This is a genomic window from Serratia sp. BNK-23 (genome assembly GCF_047456145.1).
GTDB lineage: Bacteria > Pseudomonadota > Gammaproteobacteria > Enterobacterales > Enterobacteriaceae > Serratia > Serratia nematodiphila.
In genome coordinates this window covers 1703821-1719492 of the sequence record NZ_CP179900.1, presented here as the reverse complement: position 1 = coordinate 1719492, position 15672 = coordinate 1703821, and the positions used below count along the sequence as shown (strand labels likewise).

The window sequence follows — 15672 nt, the reverse complement described above, 5'->3', positions numbered from 1 at the left end:
ATGACAGCCAGTCGTTTCTTGCAAGCGGGTAGCACGCAATGATCAATAGAAGACGATGGCAGTGTGACTTTCATTTCCAGCACTCAGTACTTACACATGCGAAACCTGGTGTGAAAATAAACAATTTGGCGAGAGTTTTGATTATTAATTTTAAAGCTAAAGCACAGATTAACATTCCGCCGTGGTGCACCGAATACCTATTGGTACACAAACAGCCTGGTGGATAAAGCATCATTCTTTTATAGTTAACTCAGGGTAATGATCAGAATAATTTAAGATTCAATTCCCCTTCATGTGTGTTCTCATACGGCTTACCGCGGCAAAAGCACCACTGCGGTAAAGAGTCTCGCAGACTAAAGTGGCATTAGAGATATCATTTACTATAACGGCAAAATAACCACGTAAGCGCTGCAACGACAGGAACCGTGTTAAGACCAGCGATCTGTTCCATATACAAGAAATGTTTCCCTAACTGATAAGACCACTAATTTGATACTAGCAAAGGCAAACCCAATATCAAGAAAAAATATTATTTTTTTAATAAAAAAATAACAAATCAATATACATAAAACAAACAATTCAATAACTTAAAACAGTGCTGAATCGATTACTTTTACGCCAGGAAAAATAGTTCATGGAAATTTGCCCCCCCTCACAACCCCCTCAGTCAATCTCCCTCATTCTCTTCGGCATTGAATTGTCATCAAAAAATAAGAAAATCTATAAAAATAAAACCCGCCACTGGCCGTACGCCCCACAGGATCAACTTTCGCAAGGCAAAATAAGCAAGATAATTCCCAATAAAAAGGCCGAAAAAAAGCGTTAATGATTTAGCGGTTCAAAATAAAAATAAAGGTAACTCTATTGGGTTATTAAAGCGAAAACGCGCACCTTTTCATTGCTGCAAAAAAACCTTATGAATCTTTACGTTGCCTGTCCTTTGACAATCCTTAATGAAAACGCAAATCGGGTAGCCAACACATACAGAAAAGAGATGGGCTACACGGCGGGCCACCTCTGCCGATGACTTTTCTCATCCCCGGTTCGGCCGGTGCGCACAGGTCATTCCACCTAAAAATCAGGCCGCACCGCCGGCCTCGCCCGGCTATTTAACGCCAAGCCCGCCGTTTTCCTGATCCAGAACAGCTTTCGCATTCATCCGACTGATATATTGATTGAAAATCATTCCTATTCAGGAGAAAAAGCCATGGTTAAGTCACTCAATGCGGCATTCACTCGCTTTTTTGACCACCCGGACGCCGGCAAATTGGCGCTCAGGCTAACCTTCGGCGGGCTGATGCTGTTTCACGGCGTGGCGAAGATTCAGCACGGCGTCGGCTGGATCGCCGGGGCGTTGCAGGAACAGGGGCTACCCGCCTTCATCGCCTATGGCGTGTATGTGGGGGAGATCCTGGCGCCGATACTGATCATTTTGGGGCTGTTCACCCGCCCCGCCGCGCTGGTTTACGCCTTTACGCTGGTGGTGGCGTTTTTGATGGTGGGCACCGGCAAGGTCTTCACCGTCACCGACGTCGGCGCCTGGGGCATTGAAAACGAGCTGGTGTTCTTTATGGGCGGACTCGCCATACTGCTGCTGGGCAGCGGGAAGTATGCCATCGCGCGGAATGAAGCCTATCGGTAAGCCGTGCAATCCATAAGGAGGTTCCTGATGTGAACCTCCTTTTTGCTCGCTTAAGGTTGGGTGAGCAGCGTGTTCGCCATGAAAGACAATAAGGCGGTCGATTCGGGGAAGGCCGCGCGATTCTCGGTGACCGCGCGATCAAACCGCCAGTTCATGATGTAAACCACGGGCGCAGTCGGATATTGATTAATGAAATCCCAATACAGTTGAATTTGCGCATGCAGTTGCTGGTCGTTCATTCCTAACGATGCCGTAGAAGGCGGTACCAACACCCACTTTTGTCCGGCTGCGCTTATCGGCGCCAGGCGATTGTAGGTACTCCACATATCCGCCACCGACCAGTTGTAGTTATCCACCCCAACCCAATCTGGCGTGCTTTTTACATTGGTCGGACACGCGGTCGCGGGCGCGCCCTGCTGTATTTCGCGGATCCATTCGGCGTTGTTGGCATGTCGGTAGGACAAAATGGTGTAAATGGGGATTGCGATCCCATACTGCTGCATAGCCTGACGCAGGGTGCAAACATAGCTGGAGTATTGGTAAGCGTCATATTTTCCCCCGGTCTGTAAGGCAGGAACGTCGAACGGCTCATCGATAAAATAAATGGCGCCGGGCTTATATTTGGCTCCGGCGATCTTCTTCACCACCGTCCAGATCGCATTCCAGGAACCTGCGGCCTGGCAGCTGCTGTTCGAGACCGCCCCTGGGCAGATATCGATAAACGGCGAGCCCGATACCGCCCCCGATCCAGCCTGAATGTTCACGGCGCAAGTCCCCCCAGCGCAAACGGGCAGATTGAGGCTTTCCAGGGTGTGCACCACGTTCAGATTGGTCATACTGAAACCGGTGCCGGTAATCGCCTTAAGCGCCTCTGTGGCGCTGAAAGACGGCGTGGCGGTTTCATAAAAATCCAGCCAGTCATAGCCGTAATGCTTGATATTGGCGTTGGGGCCGGCCGCCAGAGCATGGGCACCGAACAGGCACCCGCACAGCAACGCAAAACGTTTCAACATGTTCTTCTCCTTCAAATCTTCATCGTTGTAAGCCAACGGTGGACAGCAAACGGTGCCATCAACCGGAGAGGCTATCGTGACACCCGCCATCGACGACGGCCCGCCGTTTGCGTTGTGCTGCAGCCGATCGAACGGTGAGGAGGGTTTGAGAAGAAATCGCGCCTATTTTCTTATCGAGCGACGAGGAAATGAGGGTAGAAAAAGAGGAAGCCACCGCGGGGTCAGACTGTCCCCGCCGGAAATCAGGTTTAAACCAGCATAATGAATCGCCAGTCATCGGCCATTAACGATCGGCCAACCGGTATACCGGAACCTTGCGCGTCGTGCCGGTCAGGGTGTCGAAAATCTCCGTTTCCGCCGTCACGATCGTCATGCCGGTTTTTCTTAGCCTGCGCACTTCGGCGGCGATGCGCTGTATGCCGAACCAGAACAGTCCGTCCAGCGCCGTGACGCGCAGCCCCTGCTCCAGCGCCAGCTTAAGCCGCTCACGCGGCGCCTTGAGCGCTTTGGCGATTTCCCGGTAAGGCAGCGCGTCCACGCCCGACGCCGAAGTTCGGTGAATACGGGTCGACAGGCCATATTGGAAGGCCTCAGGCACGTCGCTTAAATCGCTTTTCAGGCTGTAAACGCAGCCAAAGCGCTTACCGTTGAACACCACATTTTTTTGACTGATCGACAGCTCATCGCGCAGGCCGGCAATCAGCTGCGGCGCCCGCACCAGCAATAAGCGAAACGGCAATTCGAAACTGGTCACATAGTCCACGTTGAGCAGCGCAATGCGCAGACGCTGTTCCGCCCCGGCCTGCGTCTGGCGACACTCGTTCAACACCTCGCTCCACTGGCGCGCGAGCCGCGGGGCTTCATCCAGCGGCGCGAAGTGGTATTTCTCGATGTGGTAGTCGATCCTTTCATTCATGTCCGTTGGCCCCTGCCTCAGTCATCATGCCCTCAGCAAATTACCTTACCCGCGGGCAACAGTACAACACCGCGATGAGGTCACTCGGGAAATACGGCGCTGGCTTTCGCCGGAACGGACTACGCGGGCTCGATGAACAGCATCATGCGTTGCAGTGCGTCATCCAGGGCACTGAGCCCGGCATCATCCAGACAGGCCATCAGCTGTGCGTCATAATCCGCCACCCATTGCCTCGCCTGGTCAAAAATGGGACGAGACGCCGGCATGACGCGCAGATATACCGCGCGCTTATCTTCCGGATCGGGGAAGCGCGCGACCCACCCCCGATTAACCAGTTGGGTGATCGTACGGCCTAGCGCGGTGCGATCGGTCTGCGAATGCGCTATCACCTCGCTCATGGCCACGTCGCCTGGAAAACTGTAGAGAATGCGCAACGCGCGCCACTCATGGAGGCTGAGTCCTTGCAAAGCGAGTAACGCAGACAGCCGTTTTTCGCGGTGACGCACCACCTCCGTCATCCTGTAAAGCGCACCATTGGGCAATCCCATTCCCCGTCTGCCACTCTGCGTGCCTTTTTTTTCAGAATCCATACTGTTTCCAATTAGCCTCGATTTTTGCCCTGACCTGTTCCGGATAAGAGTGCCTGAAAGAGGCGGTCCCCGCACGTGTTACGCCGCTGAACTGCTCGGGAAACAGGCAGTTGATGATGGCTTTGCCGCCGCTACCGCGCGCCTTGTCTTCTTCCGTCAGGTACGGCACCATCGGGAACTCGCGTACGTCCGGGAAGATAAAATGGTCGCGCGCCGGATGTGAACGCGTGGCCAACGCCCAAACCACCTGATCGATATCGACAATATCAATGTCATTGCCGACCAGGATCAGTTTGGGGATCAGGTAGCCCGCATGCGAGCCGAAGACCACCTCCGCCACCTTGCCGGCAAAATCCGCCGCGGTGGTATTCATTCCGGCCAGTTTTTCGATATCGACGGAGACCACCGCCCAACAGGTCGCCGCCTCATAGGAACACCAGACAAAGTCAACGGGCAAGGCCGCGCTCTGCAGGGTTTCCAGCAACTGAGCAGAGATCATGGTGCCCCAGATCGTATGATTTTCTTCCGGCGGCGTGCCGGCGACGCAAATCGGCAAAATGGGGTCATCGCGAAACGTCACCGCACGCACATGAAACACCGGCTGTTCATGGCCTTGCTGGTGTTGATAGCCGTGATACTCCCCCATCGGCCCCTCCAGCGCCGTCTCCGTCAGGCTGATTTCACCTTCCAGCACAATTTCCGCATTGGCCGGCACCCAGAGATCGTTGGTTTCCGCTTGGGTGAGCGTAACGCTTTTACCGAGCAGCGCGCCGACATAGTCAGGCTCACTGACGCCGGCCGGCAACGGCATCCCCGCGACCGCCACCGCGGCAGGCGGCGCCCCGAGCACCATCGCCCACGGCGTAGGTTTCCCTTCTCGGCGCCACATTTCACGGATCATGCCGATGTGTTGGGTGGGTATCGCCGGGCCGGTGAGACGATTGCGATCGAGCATCATGAGCCTGCCGACTCCCCAGCTATGCCACTTTCCGTCCGGGGATTGCACGACATGGAACCCGTAAGTGCCGAAATAGCGCCCGCCATCCCGTTCATGCAACAGCGGTATCGGGAAGCGTTCCAGATCAACCTCGTCGCCACGCCAAATATTCTCTTTCACCGGGCCGGTCGAACAATAATCCGGCGCAAACGGCTCCGCCTTCACCGCCCGGCGAATCGCCGCCACGATATCCCGCGGAGCGCTCTCCGGCGGCAGCCCAAAATGGAGGGCGAGGCGAGAATAGGCATGTTCCGCAGAAGCGAGCATGCCGGCCGGCGCGCCGAGGATGCGGGCTCCCGGCATCGCGCCCGCCACGTGATGAAATAGCGGAGCCGAAAGCCGTTGCTCATAGACCCGGCGGCAGACAGCCGCTATCTCCAGGTCGGCGGAAACTTCCTGATGCACGTCGACCAAATCGTTTCGGCGACGCAATTCCTCAATGAAGTGACGAAAATCCAGTGCGCAATCGAGCAAACTCATGGCAAGTCCTCCGGTCTCCAGGCGGTCAGCCCCTTCTGTCGCCCTCGTTTCGGGCAGGAGACTGATCATTTATGTGCATGTGCACACATATTAGTGCGCAAAAAATCGCGTGTAAATACACTCTATCCTGGAGGCGTTGGGCATGTTGTCAGTCTGGCAAAATTTTCAAGGGATAGCGGACTCAGACCGTGCACGCCCCTGCCGGCAGGCATTATCGCCGTGACGGTTTCACACCTTCAGCGTGATTGGCATGCATAGCACTGGGCTTGCCGCAAGCGCCGCACCGGGTTCAAGCGCAACGTGGCTCACAAAATGAAGAACATAATCGCAAAATGCTATTCGTTGATATTGCACGAGTTATAATGCGGGAAAGGATCTCGGCCAACGCAAACCGGTTTCATATCCAACGGTTTACAAGCATTAGCGAAAGAAAAGGATTTTGATTCAATGGGGGAATAACGCGGGGTAAAGTGGCGGAGAGAGGGGGATTTGAACCCCCGGTAGAGTTGCCCCTACTCCAGTTTTCGAGACTGGTCCGTTCAGCCGCTCCGGCATCTCTCCTGACAACGCTTGCTATCATGCCCGCTTTTGCGGCATTTTTACAGCATTAGCATACCGCTGAACGTTCAAGTGATGAGTTTACGAGCAACCTGATGATTAAATGGCCGTGGAAAGCGACTCAACCCTCTCAATCCCAGGCAGACATCGAGGCCCAGTGGCAGGACGCGCTGGCGATCCCGCTGCTCTCGCCGCTGAATGAGCAGGAGCGGCAGCGGCTGGTGGCCGTCGCCGGGCAAATATTGCAGCAAAAGCGCATCGTGCCGCTGCAGGGGCTGCAACTCACCTCGCAAATGCAGGCGCGCATCGCCCTGCTGTTCGCCTTGCCGGTGCTGGAGCTGGGCGCGGAATGCCTCGACGGCTTCAACGAAATTCTGCTCTACCCCACCCCGTTCGTGGTGGAAGACGAATGGCAGGACGAGATCGGTCTGGTGCACTCGGGGCCGGTGGTGCAGTCGGGCCAAAGCTGGGAACAGGGGCCGATCGTGCTCAACTGGCAAGACGTGCAGGACTCTTTTGACCTCTCCGGTTTCAATCTGGTGATCCACGAAGCGGTGCACAAACTGGATATGCGCAACGGCGGCGTCGCCACCGGCGTGCCGCCGATCCCGCTGCGCGAGGTGGCCGCCTGGGAACATGATCTGCATGCCGCGATGGAAAGCCTGCAGGACGAGATCGACATGGTCGGCGAAGAGGCCGCCAGCATGGATGCCTACGCCGCCACCGATGCGGCCGAGTGCTTCGCCGTGCTGTCGGAGTATTTCTTCAGCGCTCCCGAACTGCTGGCCGAACGCTTCCCGGCGCTGTATCAGCACTTTTGCCGCTTCTACCGCCAGGATCCGCTGGCGCGCCTGCTGCGAGACCAGGCGGAAAACAACGCGCAATGGGCTGATTGACGGGCGCATTGCTCAGATACCGAGCAGTCGCACCGCCTGGGGCAATTTAGCGTTGACACACCCGGAGCCGCTGGATATGATGCGCCCCGTTCACACGATTCCTCTGTAGTTCAGTCGGTAGAACGGCGGACTGTTAATCCGTATGTCACTGGTTCGAGTCCAGTCAGAGGAGCCATATTTAGAGAAGCCCGCTTAAGGAAACTTAAGCGGGCTTTTTGCTGTTGGGCGTTTACAGCCCGCGTTGTTCCATCAGCAGCGCCAGATCGACCAAGCGGTTGGAGAAGCCCCATTCGTTGTCATACCAGGCGAGCACTTTCACCAGGTTGCCGCCGATCACCAGCGTGGACAGGCCGTCGATGATCGACGAACGCGCATCGCCGCGATAGTCGCTCGATACCAGCGGTTCGTCACTGTACCCCAGGATCCCTTTCAGCGGGCCGGACGCCGCCGCCGCGCGGAAAGCGGCGTTGATCTCCTCCACCGTCGCCGGGCGCTTCAGCGTCACCGTCAGATCGACGATGGAAACCACCGGCACCGGCACCCGCAGCGAATAACCGGTCAGGCGGCCGTCCAGTTCGGGGATCACCTTGCCGAGCGCCTTGGCCGCGCCGCTGGAGTAAGGCACGATCGATTCCGCCGCCGCCCGCGCGCCGCGCAGATCTTTTTCCGGCTGATCGTGCAGCGCCTGGCTGTTGGTATAGGCATGCGTGGTATTCATCAAGCCGTATTCGATGCCGAACGCCTGATGCAATACCTGCGCGGCGGGCGCCAGCCCGTTGGTGGTGCAGCTGCCGTTGCTGACCACCTTATGCAGCGCCGGATCGTAGAGGTGATCGTTAACCCCCATCACCAGCGTGATGTCGTCATTCTTGGCCGGCGCTGAGATAATCACCCGCTTGGCGCCGCCGTGCGTGATGTGCACTTCCGCCTTGGCTTTATCGGTAAAGAAGCCCGTCGCTTCGATCACCACGTCCACGCCCACGCTGCTCCAGGGGATTTCGGCGGGATCGCGCTGCGAAAACACCTGAATCGGCCGGCCGTCCAGCAGCAGCTGGTTGTCGCCGGCTTCCACCCTGGCCGCCAGCGTGCCGGAAAGCGTGTCGTATTTCAGCAGGTGCGCCAGCGTCTTGCTGTCGGTCAGATCGTTGATCGCCACCACTTCAAAATCGCTGCGCCCCAGCGCCGCGCGCAGCACGTTGCGCCCGATCCTGCCGAAGCCGTTAATGCCTACTCTCACCATGATGCACTCCTCATTTGTGGACTTTGCCTAAAATCTAGCGCCGACCAGAAGCGGCGTAAATGACGTTTACCAATCAATTTACGCCAAATTGCGCGCATGAAAGCGTTCGCGGTATTCGCTCGGGGTCAGCTGCAGTTTGCGCTCAAACACCCGCCGCAGGTTAAGGCCGTTGCCGAAGCCGGTGGCCAGGGCAATCTGCTCGATACCTTCCGCGCTCTGTTCGAGGCGCTGCCTGGCGGTATGCAACCGCCCCTCTTCAACGAATTTGGCGGGAGAAATGCCCGTCTCGCGGGTGAACACCCGGGTAAAGTTGCGCGGGCTCATCGCCACGCGCTCGGCCAACCGATCGACGCTGAGATCGTCGGCGAGGTTTTCCAGGATCCAGGATTGCAGGTCACGGATCGGCCCCGGCGATTTGGCCTGGTTGAGCGGATAGCGGCTGAACTGCGCCTGCCCGCCGGGGCGGCGCAGAAACATCACCAGGTCCTGTGCCACTTCGCGCGCCTGCACGAAGCCGTAGTCGTCCTCCACCAGCGCCAGCGTCAGATCGAAGCCGGAGCTGACGCCGCCGGAGGTCCAGATCGGCCCGTCCTGCACGTAGATTGGGCCGTTTTCGACCTGCACCCGCGGGAAGCGCGCCTGCAGCGTTTCCGCCAGCCGCCAGTGGGTGGTCGCCCGCCGCCCGTCCAGCAACCCGGCTTCGGCCAGCAGCAGTGCGCCACCGCAAACGGAAGCGATACGGCGCGCCTGCGGCGCCGCGCGGCGCAGCCAATCGGCGACCAGGGCGCCCTCTTCTTCGGTCGCCCCCTTGCCGGCGACGATCACGGTATCGCGCGGCAGGGCCGGATCGAGATCCGCCAGGCGATGATCGGCCAACAGGCTCAGCCCGGACAGACCGTGCACCACCCGGTGAGATTGCGTGGTGGCGACCGCGATCTGATACAGCGGCGTCTCGGCAGGGCTCAGGCGATTGGCCTGCATCAGGATATCGGCGATGCCCGCCGCTTCGAACAGCATGCCCCCTTCAGGGACGATAATCAGGAATGAGTGCATGGCAATAATATAAATAACAATCAAAACAGGCCAGGTGCCCACTGTATAAGAAAAGCCCCGTCGGTTCACCCTGCGGGTATAAAAAGCCCGCCGATAATCACCGACGGGCCAGGAAGGAACGGCCATCAGGCCTGCGGCAGGTTCACCCCGCCGGCGCGCGCCAATTGCGCCAGCAGCGCCGTTTGAAACGCCTCATCGTGCACCGCCGCGTGAGGTTCAAACCGCTGCTGGTGGTGCCAATAGCCGCCGGAAATCAGTGCCTGCGGTTCATCGCTGCTCACCAGCCACGCCTGCGTCACGTGTCCCAGCGCCAGATCGTCGGGCGCATCCGCGCCGCCCATTTTGGTCGGCACCCAGCCGGGATCGACCGCGCTGCTGATAACGCCGGGCCACAGGCGCGCCACGGCGGCGGCCAGCGCGGTGACGAACAGCTTGCTGTCCGAATAGGAGCCGGCTGCGCCGCCAAGCCAGTCCACGCCGTTCAGTTCCGCTACGCCGTCAAAGTGCATGCTGCTACTCAGGTAGACGATGCGATCGGGGCGTTCGATCAGGGCCGTCAGCAGATAGGGGGCCATCACGTTCACCGGCATCACCTGCGGCCCGGTGAACATGCCGGCGTTGTGGATCACCGCATTCGGGCGGCCAAGACGATTCACCTGCTCGGCGACCTGCCGGATCTGCTGCACCTCGGACAGGTCGCCAATCACCGCCTGCGCGCCTTGATCCAGCAGATCGCGCACCGCCTCCAGACGGCCGGGCGCGCGCGCATGCAGGATCACCTGATGCCCTTCCTCCAACAGCGTTTGCGCGGCGGCGCGCCCCAGCCCGTCGACCGAACCGGTAATGAAAATGCGTGACATGCCACTCCTCCGTTTAGCGCCAGCCGAGCGCCGGCGCGACATGGGTTAAAATCGATTCGATAACGTGGGCGTTATAATCCACGCCCAGCTGGTTAGGCACGGTCAGCAGCAGCGTATCCGCTTCGGCGATGGCCTCGTCCTGCGCCAGCTGCTCGATCAGCGCGTCCGGCTCAGCGGCATAGCTGCGGCCGAAGATCGCCCGGGTCTGCGCGTCGATATATCCCAGCTGATCGCCCTCTTTGCCGCTGCCGCCGAAGTAATTGCGATCCCGCTGATCCACCAGCGCGAAGATGCTGCGGCTCACGGAAACCCGCGGCTCGCGCGCATGGCCGGCCTCTTGCCAGGCGGCGCGATAGGCGCGGATCTGCTTGGCCTGCTGGATATGGAAGGGTTCGCCGGTCTCGTCATTCTTGAGCGTCGAGCTTTGCAGGTTCATGCCCAGCTTCGCCGCCCAGACGGCGGTGGCGTTCGAACCGGCGCCCCACCATATGCGATCGCGCAGCCCGGCGGAAAACGGCTCCGGCCGCAGCAGCCCAGGCGGATTGGGGAACATCGGCTGCGGATTGGGTTCGGCGAACCCTTCGCCGCGCAGCGCTTCCAGGAACACTTCGGTATGGCGGCGGGCCATGTCAGCGTCGGTTTCGCCCTCGGCCGGGGCGTAACCGAAATAGCGCCAGCCGTCGATCACCTGCTCCGGCGAGCCGCGGCTGATGCCGAGCTGCAGCCGCCCGCCGGCAATCAGATCCGCCGCGCCGGCGTCCTCCACCATGTACAGCGGATTTTCATAGCGCATGTCGATCACGCCGGTGCCGATCTCGATACGTTGGGTTTTGGCGCCGATGGCGGCCAGCAGCGGGAACGGCGATCCCAGCTGACGCGCGAAGTGGTGCACGCGAAAATAGGCGCCGTCCGCCCCCAGATCTTCGGCGGCAACCGCCAGATCGATGGACTGCAGCAGCGCATCCGCTGCGGAACGGGTGCCGGACTGGGCGGAAGGCGTCCAGTGGCCAAACGAGAGAAAACCAATCTTTTTCATCGGGCATCGTCCTCAAAGGCAAAATCATCGGCCTACAGTGACAAAAACCGCGCGCCTTGCGCCAGCAAAATCGCCCCCGATCGCACTAAACGAACCGATTGCCGCCGCGCCGCCCGGCGATTGTAATCAAAAAACAAATGTCGTATAACAGGCAGCTCCGAGGGGTGTCCTGTTACGGGCTGAGATGGCGCAAGCCGAACCCTTTGAACCTGATCTGGGTCATGCCAGCGAAGGGACGGTTAGGCAACAACGCAATCACCCGTTGCCTGTTCATACCTCAGCGTGCCCGGATCTCCACTGACTCAAGGAGGTCCCATGTCCATCACCACCCTGTTCGAAAGCGGTCTTTACGGCCGGTTGCGCCACCATGCCGGCAGCCACTGGCAGGACTACGTCGATCACCCGTTTCTGCAGCAGCTGGCCGCCGGCACCTTGCCTGAACGCGCTTTTCGCCGTTACCTGACCCAGGACTATCTGTTCCTGCTGCACTTCGCCCGCGCCTACGCGCTGCTGGTCAGCAAGCTGCGCACCCTGCCGGAGATGCGCGCCGCCACCGCCTCGCTCAACGGCATCGTCGCCGAGCTGCCGCTGCACGTGGCCTACTGCGCCGAATGGGGGCTAAGCGAAGCGCAGATCGCCGCCCAGCCGGAAGCGGCGGAGACCATGAACTACACCCGCTACGTGCTGGATATCGGCCATGCCGGCGACGCCCTCGATCTGTTGGCCGGTCTGCTGCCCTGCGTGGCCGGCTATGCCGAAATCGGCCTGCGGCTGCTGCACGATCCCGCCACCCAAATGGAGGGCAATCCTTACGCCTCCTGGATCCGCAACTACGGCGACGAGGGCTATCTGGCCGGCGTGCGCGCCGCCATTGAACTGCTGGAAACCGTCGGCCACCAGCGCGGCGCACAAAGCCGCTTTACCGAGCTGGCGCAGATTTTCACCACCGCCACCCAACTGGAGTCGGCATTTTGGCAGATGGGGCTGAACGCCTCATGACCTCTCCGCTTCTCCCGCCCGGTATCCAGGTGCGGGATCTCAGCCTGCGTTTCGGTCAGCACATCGTCTTCGACCGGCTGAGCTTCGACATCGCCGGCGGCAGCTTCGTCGCCCTGCTCGGCGCCAGCGGCGCCGGCAAAACCAGCCTGCTGAAGATCATCGCCGGCCTGGCGCATGCCAGCTCTGGTTCGGTGACCGGCAGCGACGGCCTGCCGATCGCCGGGCGCATCGCCTACATGGGGCAAAAAGATCTGCTTTACCCGTGGCTGACCATCGAAGAGAACGTCGCCCTCGGTTCGCGGCTGCGCGGCGAAACGCCGGATCGGGTTTGGGCGGCGCACCTGCTGGAGCGCGTGGGCCTGGCCGCGCATGGCCGCAGCCTGCCAGCCTCGCTGTCCGGCGGCATGCGCCAGCGCGCCGCCATCGCCCGCACGCTCTACGAACGCCAGCCGATCGTGCTGATGGACGAACCCTTTTCCGCGCTGGACGCCATTACCCGCGCCGAGATCCAGAGCCTGGCCGCCGAGCTGCTGGCGCAAAATACCGTGCTGTTGATCACCCACGATCCGATGGAAGCCTGCCGCCTGAGCCACCGGCTGCTGGTGCTGTCGCCCTGGCCGCTGGGCCTCGACGATACTCATCGCATCAGCGGGCTACCGCCGCGCGCGCCGGATGACGCCGACCTGCTGAAAAGCCAGGCCGAGCTGCTGCAGCAGCTGGTGAGGGCAGCACAATGAATAGTGCCCAAGAGCGTGGACTCACCCGCCTGCGGCGCGGGCTGACGGTATTCGTCGGCCTGCTGCTGCTGTGGTGGCTGGCGGCGCAAAGCGGCATCCCGGCCTTTCTGCTGCCCACGCCGGGCGCAGTAGCGCAGGCGCTGTGGGACGGGCGCGGCTATCTCGCCTGGCACACGCTGGTCACCGCTTCGGAGATCGTCAGCGGGCTGGTGCTCGGCGTGTTGCTCGGCGCGGCGCTGGCGCTGTGCATGATTTTCTCGCCGCGCCTGCAGCGCTGGCTGATGCCGCTGGTGCTCACCAGCCAGGCGATACCGGTGTTCGCCCTGGCCCCGCTGCTGGTGCTGTGGTTCGGCTTCGGCATGAGCGCCAAGGTGGCGATGGCGGTGCTGGTGATCTTCTTCCCGGTGGTGTCGGCCTTTTTTGACGGGCTGCGCCGGGTCAACAACGACTATCTCGATCTGGCGCGCACGATGCGCGCTTCGCGCTGGGCGCAGCTGCGGCACGTGCGGCTAATGGCGGCGCTGCCGGCCTTCGGCTCCGGCCTGCGCATGGCCGCCGCCGTCGCGCCCATCGGCGCCATCATCGGCGAATGGGTCGGCTCGGCCGAAGGGCTGGGCTATGTGATGCTGAACGCCAATGCGCGCATGCAGACCGACGTCTGCTTCGCCGCACTGTTTATTTTGGTGCTGATGACCGTGCTGCTGTGGGCCGCGGTGGATGCGCTGCTGCGGCGCCTGATCGCCTGGGCGCCGGAAAACGACTGATGATTGCAACCATAACCAGGGATAAAGGAACGACCATGATCAAACAAACCGTCTGCGGGCTGCTGCTCGGCGCCGCCCTCACCGGCCAGGCCGGCGCGGCCGACAAGCTGACGCTGGTGCTCGACTGGTACATCAACCCCGATCATGCGCCGATTATGGTGGCCGAGCAGATCGGCGCCTTCAAGGCCGCAGGGCTGGACGTCAAGATCGTGCCGCCGTCCGATCCGGCGCTGCCGCCGCGGCTGGTGGCCGCCAAACAGGCCGACCTCGCCATCACCTATCAGCCGCAGCTGCACTTCTTCGCCGATCAGGGCCTGCCGCTGATGCGCGTCGGCACGCTGATCAACACGCCGCTGAACACGGTGATCGCGCTGGATAAAAACATCACCTCGCCGGCGGATCTCAAAGGCAAAACGGTGGGTTACTCGGTCAGCGGCATCGAACAGGCGACGCTGGCCACCATGGTCGAACACGAGCATCTCAAACCGCAGGATATCAAGCTCATCAACGTCAACTTCCAGCTGACCAGCGCCCTGCTGGCGGGCCAGGTCGATGCGGTGATCGGCGGCTACCGCAACATCGAAGCGCTGGAGCTCAAGCTGCAGGGTAAAGAACCGGTGGTGTTCAACGTCGAAGATTACGGCGTGCCGGCCTACGACGAGCTGATCATCGTCGCCAACCGCGATGCGGTGAACGAGCCGAAAATCCGCAAATTCCTCGTCGCGCTGAAGCAAGGCAGCGACTACCTGCACGCGCACCCGCAGGACACCTGGTTGGCGTTCGCCAAGGCGCACCCGGAGCTGAATACCGAGCTGAACAAACAGGCGTGGCAAGCCAGCCTGCCGCTGTTCGCCCGCGATCCGGCCAAGTTGGATCGGGCCCGCTACCAGGCTTACGAACAGTTCCTGTTCGACAATAAGCTGATCAAGAAAACCACCCCGGTAGACCAGTACGCGGTGGAGCTGAACTGATCACGCCGAGGCGGCCGGCGGCGCCACCGTCACCTCGCCCTGGCCGCTGCGCTGCAGGGCCGCCTTCACCAGCCCATTGGCCTTGCAGCGTTCGATAAACGCGTTCACGTAGGCGGCGCCCTGCGTGTTTTGCCGCGGCACCGCCATCGCCTGGCGGATGGCGGTAAAATGTCCGTCCAGCACTCGGTAGCCGGGATGGGCGGCCGCGGCGGCCAACAGCGGTTGACGCACGCCGGCCGCCGCCTCCAGCCCCCGTTCGAAAAACAGCGCGATCGCCTCGGCGGAGGTTGCCGCCCGCACCAATTGCGCCTGCTGCAGCGTGCGTGATAAAAACAGATCGTACGCCGCCCCCTGCCCGACCGCGATGCGCACCTCCGGCCGGTCGAGCTGCGCCACCTCAGAGTAAGGCGCGTCGTTCGCCACCAGATAAGTCCCCTCGATGATCACGTAGGGTTCGCTGAAGGCGATTTGCGCCGCGCGCACCGGCTCGATGGCCATAAACGCCAGGTTCCAGGCGCCGCTGTCCAGATCGGCGAACACCTTGCCAGCCGCGTCATAGGTCACCAGCTCCAGCGCCACGCCCAGTTCGCGAGCCAGCGCGGCGGCCAGCTCCACCGAAGCGCCTTGCGGTTTGCCATCAGCCCCGGCCTGCGCCAGCACCGGATTGCCGTAGTTGATCGCCGCGCGCAACACGCCTTGCGGGGCCAGATCGTCGAGTACCGCTGCGGGGATTGTCTGCATACTTCCTCCTGAATGGCTGATGGATGCACCGTCGTGGCGCTCATTAAGCGTAGAGCGAAACCTCCGACCAGCAAGCTTTCGCCGCCGCGGCCGCCGTCGGCGTGATTAACGTCACACTATTGTCATAAAAATGTACAATAGCCGCCGCTCGTCGGCCGTAGCGGGAGATCGCACGTTGT

15 protein-coding genes, 2 tRNA genes and 1 riboswitch are annotated in these 15672 nt (G+C 60.6%); of the genes, 7 read left to right on the top strand and 10 right to left on the bottom strand.

From position 1 onward, the window contains the following. Nucleotides 1-1207: 1207 nt before the first annotated feature. Nucleotides 1208-1642, top strand: coding sequence for a DoxX family protein (locus ACMGF9_RS08085; protein WP_015378393.1), 435 nt, complete (start codon nucleotides 1208-1210; stop codon nucleotides 1640-1642). 50 nt (nucleotides 1643-1692) lie between these two features. Here ACMGF9_RS08085 and ACMGF9_RS08080 read toward each other — a convergent pair whose 3' ends face one another. The 5 genes from ACMGF9_RS08080 to ACMGF9_RS08060 all read right to left on the bottom strand — a co-directional run bounded on the left by ACMGF9_RS08080 (nucleotide 1693) and on the right by ACMGF9_RS08060 (nucleotide 6199). Then, nucleotides 1693-2655 (bottom strand): hypothetical protein, encoded by a 963-nt coding sequence (locus tag ACMGF9_RS08080; protein ID WP_075686662.1) that lies wholly within the window; start codon nucleotides 2653-2655, stop codon nucleotides 1693-1695. A gap of 283 nt (nucleotides 2656-2938) precedes the next feature. Beyond that, nucleotides 2939-3571, bottom strand: a complete 633-nt coding sequence (locus ACMGF9_RS08075; protein ID WP_004935390.1) for a helix-turn-helix domain-containing protein — start codon at nucleotides 3569-3571, stop codon at nucleotides 2939-2941. Between the two features lie 119 nt (nucleotides 3572-3690). Then, the gene (locus ACMGF9_RS08070) at nucleotides 3691-4161 is read right to left on the bottom strand and encodes a MarR family winged helix-turn-helix transcriptional regulator (protein ID WP_015378395.1); all 471 of its coding nucleotides are present in this window, start codon (nucleotides 4159-4161) and stop codon (nucleotides 3691-3693) included. Then, nucleotides 4151-5638: a UbiD family decarboxylase gene (locus ACMGF9_RS08065; RefSeq protein WP_414160192.1), complete on the bottom strand. Its 1488-nt coding sequence runs from the start codon at nucleotides 5636-5638 to the stop codon at nucleotides 4151-4153. Before ACMGF9_RS08065 ends, ACMGF9_RS08070 begins: the two co-directional genes overlap by 11 nt. Before the next feature lie 471 nt (nucleotides 5639-6109). Next, a tRNA-Ser gene (locus tag ACMGF9_RS08060) sits at nucleotides 6110-6199 on the bottom strand. Nucleotides 6200-6291: 92 nt separating this feature from the next. Between ACMGF9_RS08060 and mtfA the strand changes: the two genes are divergently transcribed. Beyond that, on the top strand, nucleotides 6292-7092 hold the full coding sequence (gene mtfA, locus ACMGF9_RS08055; RefSeq protein WP_021505828.1) for a DgsA anti-repressor MtfA: 801 nt from the start codon (nucleotides 6292-6294) through the stop codon (nucleotides 7090-7092). 99 nt (nucleotides 7093-7191) lie between these two features. After that, nucleotides 7192-7267, top strand: a tRNA-Asn gene (locus ACMGF9_RS08050). 54 nt (nucleotides 7268-7321) lie between these two features. Here ACMGF9_RS08050 and gap read toward each other — a convergent pair. From gap to ACMGF9_RS08030, 4 genes are all read right to left on the bottom strand, one after another. Beyond that, nucleotides 7322-8332: a type I glyceraldehyde-3-phosphate dehydrogenase gene (gene gap / locus ACMGF9_RS08045; protein ID WP_033632647.1), complete on the bottom strand. Its 1011-nt coding sequence runs from the start codon at nucleotides 8330-8332 to the stop codon at nucleotides 7322-7324. Between the two features lie 78 nt (nucleotides 8333-8410). After that, nucleotides 8411-9385: a GlxA family transcriptional regulator gene (locus ACMGF9_RS08040; RefSeq protein ID WP_004935441.1), complete on the bottom strand. Its 975-nt coding sequence runs from the start codon at nucleotides 9383-9385 to the stop codon at nucleotides 8411-8413. Between the two features lie 125 nt (nucleotides 9386-9510). Next, nucleotides 9511-10245, bottom strand: a complete 735-nt coding sequence (locus tag ACMGF9_RS08035; protein WP_004935444.1) for an SDR family NAD(P)-dependent oxidoreductase — start codon at nucleotides 10243-10245, stop codon at nucleotides 9511-9513. 13 nt (nucleotides 10246-10258) lie between these two features. Then, complete coding sequence (locus tag ACMGF9_RS08030; RefSeq protein ID WP_015378399.1) at nucleotides 10259-11281, bottom strand: LLM class flavin-dependent oxidoreductase; 1023 nt, start codon at nucleotides 11279-11281, stop codon at nucleotides 10259-10261. Between the two features lie 150 nt (nucleotides 11282-11431). Beyond that, nucleotides 11432-11534, top strand: a riboswitch (TPP riboswitch). A 62-nt stretch (nucleotides 11535-11596) separates the two neighbouring features. Between ACMGF9_RS08030 and tenA the strand changes: the two genes are divergently transcribed. Genes tenA through ACMGF9_RS08010 form a run of 4 tightly spaced genes read left to right on the top strand, consistent with a single transcriptional unit; the run spans nucleotide 11597 to nucleotide 14752 of the window. Further along, complete coding sequence (tenA, locus tag ACMGF9_RS08025) at nucleotides 11597-12280, top strand: thiaminase II (protein WP_118891895.1); 684 nt, start codon at nucleotides 11597-11599, stop codon at nucleotides 12278-12280. Continuing rightward, nucleotides 12277-13017 (top strand): ABC transporter ATP-binding protein, encoded by a 741-nt coding sequence (locus ACMGF9_RS08020; RefSeq protein WP_118891894.1) that lies wholly within the window; start codon nucleotides 12277-12279, stop codon nucleotides 13015-13017. Before tenA ends, ACMGF9_RS08020 begins: the two co-directional genes overlap by 4 nt. Continuing rightward, entirely contained in the window at nucleotides 13014-13781 is a 768-nt protein-coding gene (locus ACMGF9_RS08015; RefSeq protein ID WP_015378402.1) for an ABC transporter permease, read from the top strand. The genes ACMGF9_RS08020 and ACMGF9_RS08015 overlap by 4 nt, the downstream gene beginning before the upstream one ends. Nucleotides 13782-13816: 35 nt before the next feature. Next, nucleotides 13817-14752 carry an ABC transporter substrate-binding protein gene (locus tag ACMGF9_RS08010; protein ID WP_118891893.1) on the top strand — a complete coding sequence of 312 codons (936 nt, stop codon included), beginning with the start codon at nucleotides 13817-13819 and terminating at the stop codon, nucleotides 14750-14752. On the opposite strand, the gene ACMGF9_RS08005 is transcribed toward ACMGF9_RS08010, so the two are convergent. After that, nucleotides 14753-15493 (bottom strand): transporter substrate-binding domain-containing protein, encoded by a 741-nt coding sequence (locus ACMGF9_RS08005; RefSeq protein ID WP_004935461.1) that lies wholly within the window; start codon nucleotides 15491-15493, stop codon nucleotides 14753-14755. It abuts the gene before it with no gap. Nucleotides 15494-15672: the final 179 nt, after the last annotated feature.